This is a genomic window from Borreliella afzelii, assembly GCF_014202295.1.
In the GTDB taxonomy this organism is placed as follows: domain Bacteria; phylum Spirochaetota; class Spirochaetia; order Borreliales; family Borreliaceae; genus Borreliella; species Borreliella afzelii.
This window is the reverse complement of sequence record NZ_JACHGM010000013.1, coordinates 1-9,247: the sequence shown is the minus strand read 5'-3', so window position 1 is coordinate 9,247 and position 9,247 is coordinate 1. Positions and strand designations below refer to the sequence as shown.

Below are 9,247 nucleotides of genomic sequence, written 5' to 3'. Positions count from 1 at the left end.
GTGCGCCCGGGCGCACTAATTAATAGTAAATAAATATAAAAAAAATAGTGATTTTATATTAAAAATACAAGGGGGGTTTTAATTATGAGTTTAGGAATAAAGATAAACGACAGAATAATAGTAAAGGAAGAAACAAAAAAAAATTTAAATAATAAAGAAGAAATAATAGAACATTATAATACGTTAAAAACACAATTAAAATCTAATTTACAACAAGAGGTTTACTCTAAGATAGAAAATATGAAAATTTTGAAAGAAATTAAAGATAATGAATATTATAAATTTGATGGTTATAAAACTTTTGATGCTTTTATAAAAGATTATAAATTAGCTAAAACTCAAACTTATTGTTATTTAAGAATAGCACAAGCTATAGAAAATGGTGTTATAGAAGAGCCTTTTTTATTAGAAAATGGTATTAAGGAGACTATAATCTTTTTAAGAAATAGTAATTCGGAAAAGATTAAAAAATCTAAGCAAAATCCAATAAAGCCATTAAGGCTGCAACTTAAAACTCAAGAAATTTATGATTTTTACAAAAGCAATTCTAAATTTACTAGTTTTATGATGAACGAAATTTTTGAAAATCAAAAAGATTTAATTAATAAACTTATGAAGAAATATGACGAACTAAAAATATAATTTTAGATCAACACAAGTTAGTTATTATACAATAACTTTAGATTTAGTAAATTTATTATTGATTCTAATTAAAAATTGAACTATATTAAAAATGGTTTTGTGGAAAATGATAATATTTTCATTATTTCTACTGAACGTTAGATCAGCTATTAAATTAGGGCTTTACTAAGTTCTTTGAAAATAGAATTTGGTAAAGCCCTATAGTTTTTTTAAAAAATTTTTTGTAAAAAAGTTGACAAATAAAGTTTTTGCTATATAATTATTTATAACCAAAATAGGAGGAAACTTAAAATGAAAAAAGTTACAAAAAATAATCAAAATATACAAAATAATATACAAGCAGAAATTCACTTTATAAGTGATATGAAAACCCTAAGAATGAACTTAGCGGGGATTGATAAAAATCTTAAAGGATATGGATACAAATATCAGAATTTTAATGAAATAGTTAGAGAAATAAAAAACGTTATTAATAAGCACAATTTATACCTTGATTTTAAGCAATTTCCGACTTTTACAGTTGTGGAGGGTCAACAAGTTCTACATGTTGTTAGAACTACATTTTATAGTACAAATACTGGTTATAAAGACTCATTTGATACGCCAATACTTACGGAAAATTTAAAATGGTATAATGAAAATGGCGCTAAAAATGTAAATACAGTGCCCCAATTAGTAGGTTCATCAATTACTTATTTCAAAAGATACGCTTTAGTAGCTTATCTTAACATAGAAAGTGAAGTGGATACTGATGCAGCGCCTATTAACAATAATTATAAAAATGAAAATTCTAATATGCCTAGCAAACAAGTTATTGTTAATCAAGAACAAAAAAAAGACATAAATCAAAACCAAAATCAAATAAAAAACTTTGATAAAAAATTGAAAATTGGAAAATCTTATTGCTATGAAATTTTTAGAAACGCCTTGTTCACTATGAAAAATTGGGTAAATGAAGATACAGAAAAAAAGAATATAAATGCCCTAATAAGGGCGTTATGTGTTGATAATGATGATGTTTTAGATAATATTCTGAAAAAGAATTCTAAGTTCACGAGCGTAGAATATTGGGCAAGAATTCTAAAAGAATATTTCAATAAAACTAATAAATTAGACGATTTAGATAAGTTTGAAAAATTTATGTCTGATAAGAAGTCCATTTACGAAACAAGCGTATTAAAATTTTTTTGTATGTTAAAAGAAGAAAGACAATTTGATTATATATTTTCATTGTAATAATTTGAATTAATACCAATATTCCCCCTCAATAAGGGGGAATATTAATTGATTAGTGGGCTATTATATATCTAAATCAAAGATTATAGAAATAATAGTTCACTTTATCTATTTCTTTGTTAAAATTATTTTCTAAAGTTTCTGTTTTGTAATTTACAGTATCTAGCGTGAGCTTTAAATTAATTCTATAAATTCTTTATAAAATCCCCCGTTTATCCCTATAAGGATATACATAAATAATAATATTTATTGCTAAATTATTTTATATAGTGCAATAAATACTAGAATTATTTATTTTAGCGGTGTCTAGAAAGTGAAAATTACTACTTAGGTATTGTCTTATATATAATTGCTAAGTTTTAGCAATTATATATAAGACAATACCAACAAAAATAGTAGTTATAAAAGGTGGTACTATTATCAAAACAAAAATATTTTTTATATAATATTTTTGAAACATTGTTTTTATAAACGCATTTTTTTTGTAAAATTCTTTTTTAATGTCTTTTGTGTCATTTTTTAAAGCAGCCAATTGAGTCTCTAAGTTATGAATTTTACCATCTAGGATTGATACCTCTTTTGCAGTATTTTCTCTTATAACGAATATATCTTTTTTTATATTTTCTACATTATTATGAATATCTTTTTGTGAAAGATTTTTTTCATCATTTAAATTAAAATTGTGTTTCTTAATATTTGGCATTAGAAAAACTCCTAAAATTTTGTTTGAACAACTAGCATTAATTTTCTAAATTGCAAATTATGAGTCCTTTACGTTTGTATCTATGATCACAAGACATTAGTAGTCTATTTTTATCTCTTTATAAATTTTATAAGAAGTTATGAGCACAATAAAAACATAAATAATAAACATTTTGCTTTATCCCCCCCAAGCTTTCAAAAGTAACACAAAGATATATAATTACAATATGTATTTTAAAAAATACAAAAGAAAGAAATTACAAGAAACAGTTTATTTATTTTTAGGGCAATTAAATTACAATTTTTCAAGGATTTAAAAAACTAAGTTTGTTACATTGTGGTATTACATTTTAACAAACTGCAAATGTAATACTAATAAAATTTTTTAGAATTCTCCATTATAAAAATAATGCCCTTTGAAACGGATTATAAAGGGCATATAAGGCAAATTTTCGAGTATTTTATATATATTAGACGTAGTATATACTATAAACCGAGCGATATCCTTAAAATTGCCATTTAAGTTTATTATATCCATCCTACAACCCGAATTTTGCAAATAATGCGGGGCCTATTGGTTAATAAAAATGTATTAGTTTTTGGTACAATTTGAATTGTAATTTTTATTAACTAAATGTTAACGTATGTTAACGTATAGAAAAAAGTCAATTTTGCATACATCAATTTTTATTTGATTTAAATAAAAAATACTGCAAATTTACCCCCGTAAAGATAGTAAAAAATTAACAAAAACCATTAAATGGAAACAAAATTTTTTAATTACTAAATTAGGATAGTAAATTAAATAAATTCTTTTTATAATGAGTGTTACAACTTTACAAGTTATATTTTTGTTTGGAGAATTTATTTTGAACAAATATTTTAATGATGATATACAGTGCTTTTCTTGTAAAAGATTAATTAAAAATTATGACGAAATTTGTGTCGCTTGTGGGGCTAAAAATAGACAAAATAAACAATCTTATTTGGTATTAATAACATTTTTATTGTGTTTATCTTTTGGCTACGTAGGACTTCATAATTTGTACCTAGGCAATAAAATCAAAATCGCTTTTACATTTTTATTATTATCTATTTTTTCTTTTTTACTTGCCGTATTACTGCAAAAAACTAACAAAACTAATTAATAACCAGTCTTATTAGTTTTTATATGGAGATTGTTTTTTTATGGATTTAAAATCTATAAAAAATAAATATATAAAACAACAAAAGTAAGTGGATTTTAACAAAAAATTGGTAGTAAAATCCACAAAAATTAGGGATACACCCTACAGTATCTATAAAGGATAGAGTCAAAAATATATAAATTCAATATATCCCCCCTTTATTTTAAAGTTTTTATTATATTTAGAATAACGTTTATTTAGCTACATTTATGTTCGCTTAAAAATTGTTTTTTCACTTACTAAAGCTATTCTAGCTCGAATTTTGCACATAATTAAAACTTTTTTGGTTTGACTAATATTGGTAATTCTTGATAAAATTTGAGGTGAAATTAATATAAATTGATATTATTTTATTTTGATATTTAATTTTGTTTGATTTAAAAGTGGAGTTAATTAATGGAAATTAATGATTATCTAGATTTTAAAAAAAACACTGCAAAAGTGTTACTTAAGATTCACGATGATTATCAAAAAATATTACAAATAATAGATAAAAATAAAACCTTAAAAAACAAGATAAAAAAATCAACTGAAAATAAACAAGAAAATTCTAAAACCCCCCCAAAACTGTACTTAAATCCAAAAACTAATCAATTAATTATAAAATGTGTCAAAATCTTAAAACAAATTGACCCAATATCTGGATGGTTTGTACATTTACTGACAATAAGTGGGTGTAGGGGCGCCGAACTGCAAAAAGTAAAAATGCAAGATATTTCATCCTTTTTAAGCACAACCGGAAAAACTTTATACAACATAAAAGTAAATGTGGTAAAAAAAAGAATTAATACTTGTGTTAGAGAATTTGTTATAAATTCAAAAGAATTTAATTCTATTCAAAAAGTACATGAAGATTATTTTAAAGAAAAAAATTTTAATACAAACCGCACTTATTTTTTTCAAAAAACCAAGCATAGATTTAAAGATAATCGAATTAGCATTGACCATATTGCTAAAAAATTTAAAAAGTTGCTTAAAAAATCAGGATTTAAAGCAAATAAATCTCTTCATTTGTGTAGAAATTTGTTTATTTTTAATTTAAAAGCCAACGGTTACAATTCTTTCCAAATTAAAGAACTTATGAAATATTCTTCAACATATGAAATTGATAATATCTATGGACTATCTTCTGCAAGTAAAATTCAAGCGTATGAGTGCGTAAAAAATAGCATTGGTTTATAAATCTCCTATTTAGGCTTTAAATGATGAATACCTTTATTTTTGACATATAATCTATATTAACTTATTTTTTTAACAATTTTTTCCGTGTCCCTATTCAACGGGGACACGGGCACTATTTGAAAACGCTATGTTATTAGAAAAGAATACTTTTCCACTTGTTGGTAATAGGCCCTTTAATCTATCTGATATTTCCCTTTTATTAGGGTCATAATTGAACATAAATTCTCTAAATTTATAATTTACATTATTAATTAGTGGATATTTACGTATGATTTCATCAATTTTAATTTTAAGTAATTCTTTAATTGGTTTTTCTTTTTTTCTGTTTTCATTTTGAATTTTATTTAGTTCTACTTTTAGATTTTTAATTTCAAAAAGAGAACACTCAAGATTTACAGCGGACTGTTCAGTTTCAATCTTAAGGTCTATATAATCAACATATTCTACAAATTCATTTATCCAGTCAAACTCAACCCCGGAACAATAAAAATCACTCTTTTCTACTAACTCATCAACAAAATTTATAAAAGTATAATTATCATCATTATGTGATATTAATAAATTGACCGCATTGTTTTTCATAATTTTATTTCTCAAATTGATAATTTCTAATTCACATTTATTAACAAATTCTAACACTTTTGATATTAAAGCATCATTTTTCTTTATCTTACAATTAATAGGTGCAGCACCTATTAAAAAGAATAAATTACAATTTTCAAGTCCAGTACATGCTAGCTGCATTTGTGCCTGCACGTAGTACTTGAAAAAATACTTGCTACTTAAGAAATTGCCATTTTTATTGTACTTATCAATAGCGCTACTCATATAATTAGAATCACTACTCTTAATCTCTAAAAGCTCTAAATCACCATTATTATTAATAAACCAACCGTCAATTGTTGAGCCCACTAAAGTTTTTGAATTTCCCACTTTTTTAAAATAGTTATACTTATCAACACCATTAGCATATTTATTTTTGTACAAAACCGCAATATTATCACCGTGTGCCTTTATAAATTCTCTGAATCCCAAATTTTCTAACTCTTTGCCCTTAAGCATATATAAATTCTCTTCAAAAGGCATACTTATACCAAAATATTTAAGCACTCTATTTACCATTAAATCTTTTAGCCCTACACCACCAATAAGAATATTTCCTACTTCACTAGCGCCGTATCTATCAAGTTTGTTTCTTTGAATACCAAAATCTTGATTTTGGTCGAATTTAAAACACTCTTGACTACTTATTCTTGGTAATTTTTTGCCTATCTTGCTTAATTTGCTTTTTTCTTTAGTTTGACTAGCTTGATTTTCAAGTTCTATAAAATTTTCAAAACCAATGAAATTTGGTTGATTAGCATGTATTATTTTTGACTTTCCGTTTATATTGTTATTTTTTTGATTATTTTTTGTAACTTTTTTCATTTTAAGTTTCCTCCTATTTTGGTTATAAATAATTATATAGCAAAAACTTCATTTGCCAATTTTTTGTAAAAAACTTTTTACAAAAAATTAGGGCTTAGCCAAATTCTCTACAAAAGAACTCCGCTAAACCCTATCTCATTATTTTTTGCAAATTCCAAAATAGGTAGGTAAACTAAAACAGTTACACTACACTATTTGTAGTGTAACTTAACTTAAACTTAAAATCAATTTTCTTTTACTAAACTATAAAAAGTGTATTTAATTAATGATATTAATAATTTAACTTAATATTTTTTAGAAAAGTATTTACTTTTAAATCAAAATTATGCATTATATTATTTATAATTATTTGTAACCAAAATAGGAGTAAGCTTAAAATGAAAGAAGTTACAACCAATGAAAAAATCCCAAATTGCCACAACAAACACCAACATAAATTAATTGTTCTTGTTTCAACAATAGAATATGCAAACAAAAAATATAAGAAATATACCCAAAAAAATATACTATATTACTTTAATAAAAACTTAAAAAGAAATGGTCAAAAACCCGTTAAACTAAAAACACTACAAAATTATCTTTATGAATTAGAAAAACAATTTAAAGTTACAACTAATTATCACAAACACTTAGGAGTGAATTTTGGGACTGAAATATACTATCAACTTAATTTTTCTAAAAAAGAGTGTCATACAAAGATAAATAAATACTTTCAAGAAAAAAAAGATTCAAGATTCGCGAAAAGAGTTGAAAGGGGCCTTAGAGAGAAATTTGCTAAAAATGGGAGTGTAAATTTTGAGGAGTGTTTAAGTAATAACAATAATAATATAAAAGAAGAAAAAAAAAAGATAGATAATCCAATAAAAAAATTTCAAATAATAAAGTATTTCAATAAATGTAATTTTTTAGATAAAAAATCTCTTTCAATTTTATTATATTTAGATATTGAGAAAGATAAATTGATTAAAGTATTTAAAGCCATAAAAAGATATGAAATTGAACTAACAAAAAATAAGAAGATTTTTTCAAATAAATCTTGCTTTAAAGATAAGCAAAACAAATTAAAGGAAATATTAGAAAATACCCAAAAAGAGTTTGAAAAAAAAGGATATAATGCCAAACAATTAGAAATAAATTTCCAAAAAACATATGAAAATTATAAAAATAAGCCGCATTTTATTATTGAATATCAGAAATATAGCGATTTAAGTGTAATAAAACGTAAATTGGAAAAATTAATTGAATTGAAAAAAGAAAATCCAAAAAAAGATTATCAAAATATAAAAACATATATTTTCAATATTCTTATTGAACAACTAAAAGAAAAGGCAAACATTGAGCTTTTAAAGCCGATTATAAAAAAATATTTAAATAGCAAAAAGAAATTAGAATATAATAAAGTATTTAATACGTATTATCATGAATTATTAGAACTAATAAAAAAACAAAAAAGTTTATTTGATTTAAAAGAATTAGCTAAAAAAGCTATATAAGGATTAAATGTGGAGAATTTATTAAAAACTACAAAAACAGAAGAACAAAATTTTAAATTTAATAAACAAAGTATTTTTCTAATGAAAGAACAAAAAAATGATAAAACAATGTATCATACAAAAATATTAAAGGCTGTACATAAAGTGGAAATTAATAAAAAAAATCAATGTAGAGTCTCATTTAAGAAATTGCTAAATACAAAAGAATTTAATGAGTTTCGTTTATTTCCTATAAAAAATGGAGATAAATTTTTAGGAATTTTTTATGGTTATAGAAAACCAATAAGAAATATTCTTGTAAAGTATGAATTAACCGGAGTTAAAAAAGCATATACATTTTCAAAAACATATTACATAGAATTTAGATTTAAAACCGGCAGTGTTTTTTGCTATATAAAGGATATAAGGCGTCTATTAAAAAAAGAAAAGATAGATACGCTGTATAATAAAGCACTTATTGAAAGATTTTTAAATTTAGAAAAACATGTATATGAATTTTACAATAAAAAATATTCTGATGAAGGGCTAATTATAAAATGGATTTTAAAAAATCTAAAATAATAACAATAGCCAATATCAAGGGCGGTGTTGGCAAAAGTACAAGTTCAATAATATTTTCAACCTTGCTAGCCCAAAAATATAAGGTACTTTTAATAGATATAGATACCCAAGCATCTACTACTAGTTATTTTAATAAAAAAATAATAGAGAATAAATTTGATTTACTTAAGAAGAATATATATGGAGTTTTAAAATCAAATTATTTAATAAATGACTCAATCATCAACATAAATAATAGGCTTGATTTATTGCCAAGCTATTTAAGTTTACACGAGTTTAGTGAAGAGATTTTACCTTATAAAACACATAGATTAAAAAATAGCCTTAAATATTTAAAATTTAATTATGATTATATAATAATTGATACCAATCCCCATTTAGACTCTACATTATCCAATGCTTTAGTTATTAGTGAACATATTATGGTGCCAATGGTTGCAGAAAAGTGGGCTATTGAAAGTTTGCAACTACTAGAATTTTTTATAAATAAATTAAAGTTAAATTTGAAAATATTTTTATTTGCAACAAAATTTAAAAAAAATAAAACCCATAAAGATTTATTGGCAATATTACAAAAAAAATCAAGGTTTTTAGGGATTATATCTGAAAGAGAAGATTTAAATAGAAGAATTGCTAAAAATGATGATTTTGATTTAGATAGAGATTATATAAAGGAGTATGTTAATATATTAAATAATTTTAATGCAAAAACAAGAAATTAGTGCGCCCGGGCGCACTAATTAATAGTAAATAAATATAAAAAAAATAGTGATTTTATATTAAAAATACAAGGGGGGTTTTAATTATGAGTTTAGG

9 protein-coding genes are annotated in these 9,247 nt (G+C 23.5%); 7 read left to right on the top strand and 2 right to left on the bottom strand.

Going from position 1 to position 9,247, the window contains the following annotated elements; translation table 11 throughout:
- The first annotated feature begins 84 nt into the window (after positions 1-84).
- Together HNP63_RS06100 and HNP63_RS06095 are read left to right on the top strand one after the other, a co-directional pair.
- Positions 85-642 (top strand): chromosome replication/partitioning protein, encoded by a 558-nt coding sequence (locus HNP63_RS06100; protein ID WP_183227561.1) that lies wholly within the window; start codon positions 85-87, stop codon positions 640-642.
- A gap of 291 nt (positions 643-933) precedes the next feature.
- Positions 934-1,878 carry an ERF family protein gene (locus HNP63_RS06095; protein ID WP_183227559.1) on the top strand — a complete coding sequence of 315 codons (945 nt, stop codon included), beginning with the start codon at positions 934-936 and terminating at the stop codon, positions 1,876-1,878.
- A 352-nt stretch (positions 1,879-2,230) separates the two neighbouring features.
- Here HNP63_RS06095 and HNP63_RS06090 read toward each other — a convergent pair whose 3' ends face one another.
- Positions 2,231-2,581, bottom strand: a complete 351-nt coding sequence (locus HNP63_RS06090; RefSeq protein WP_183227556.1) for a DUF4094 domain-containing protein — start codon at positions 2,579-2,581, stop codon at positions 2,231-2,233.
- Between the two features lie 868 nt (positions 2,582-3,449).
- On the opposite strand from HNP63_RS06090, the gene HNP63_RS06085 reads away from it, so the two are divergent.
- Complete coding sequence (locus tag HNP63_RS06085) at positions 3,450-3,728, top strand: NINE protein (RefSeq protein ID WP_073999439.1); 279 nt, start codon at positions 3,450-3,452, stop codon at positions 3,726-3,728.
- 435 nt (positions 3,729-4,163) lie between these two features.
- Positions 4,164-4,949 (top strand): tyrosine-type recombinase/integrase, encoded by a 786-nt coding sequence (locus HNP63_RS06080; RefSeq protein ID WP_011666342.1) that lies wholly within the window; start codon positions 4,164-4,166, stop codon positions 4,947-4,949.
- A gap of 90 nt (positions 4,950-5,039) precedes the next feature.
- On the opposite strand, the gene HNP63_RS06075 is transcribed toward HNP63_RS06080, so the two are convergent.
- Entirely contained in the window at positions 5,040-6,377 is a 1,338-nt protein-coding gene (locus HNP63_RS06075; protein WP_183227554.1) for a DUF244 domain-containing protein, read from the bottom strand.
- A gap of 377 nt (positions 6,378-6,754) precedes the next feature.
- Between HNP63_RS06075 and HNP63_RS06070 the strand changes: the two genes are divergently transcribed.
- From HNP63_RS06070 to HNP63_RS06060, 3 genes are read left to right on the top strand one after another with little or no spacing between them, the layout of a single operon-like run.
- The gene (locus HNP63_RS06070) at positions 6,755-7,870 is read left to right on the top strand and encodes a plasmid maintenance protein (protein ID WP_183227552.1); all 1,116 of its coding nucleotides are present in this window, start codon (positions 6,755-6,757) and stop codon (positions 7,868-7,870) included.
- A 9-nt stretch (positions 7,871-7,879) separates the two neighbouring features.
- Positions 7,880-8,431 carry a DUF226 domain-containing protein gene (locus HNP63_RS06065; RefSeq protein WP_183227549.1) on the top strand — a complete coding sequence of 184 codons (552 nt, stop codon included), beginning with the start codon at positions 7,880-7,882 and terminating at the stop codon, positions 8,429-8,431.
- Positions 8,407-9,153 carry a ParA family protein gene (locus tag HNP63_RS06060; RefSeq protein ID WP_183227547.1) on the top strand — a complete coding sequence of 249 codons (747 nt, stop codon included), beginning with the start codon at positions 8,407-8,409 and terminating at the stop codon, positions 9,151-9,153. The genes HNP63_RS06065 and HNP63_RS06060 overlap by 25 nt, the downstream gene beginning before the upstream one ends.
- The last annotated feature ends 94 nt before the right edge of the window (positions 9,154-9,247 follow it).

Coding starts and splice junctions, on each gene's coding strand:
- HNP63_RS06100 (WP_183227561.1), top strand. CDS start 85: ATGAGTTTAGGAATAAAGATAAACGACAGAATAATAGTAAAGGAAGAA.
- HNP63_RS06095 (WP_183227559.1), top strand. CDS start 934: ATGAAAAAAGTTACAAAAAATAATCAAAATATACAAAATAATATACAA.
- HNP63_RS06090 (WP_183227556.1), bottom strand. CDS start 2,581: ATGCCAAATATTAAGAAACACAATTTTAATTTAAATGATGAAAAAAAT.
- HNP63_RS06080 (WP_011666342.1), top strand. CDS start 4,164: ATGGAAATTAATGATTATCTAGATTTTAAAAAAAACACTGCAAAAGTG.
- HNP63_RS06075 (WP_183227554.1), bottom strand. CDS start 6,377: ATGAAAAAAGTTACAAAAAATAATCAAAAAAATAACAATATAAACGGA.
- HNP63_RS06070 (WP_183227552.1), top strand. CDS start 6,755: ATGAAAGAAGTTACAACCAATGAAAAAATCCCAAATTGCCACAACAAA.
- HNP63_RS06060 (WP_183227547.1), top strand. CDS start 8,407: ATGGATTTTAAAAAATCTAAAATAATAACAATAGCCAATATCAAGGGC.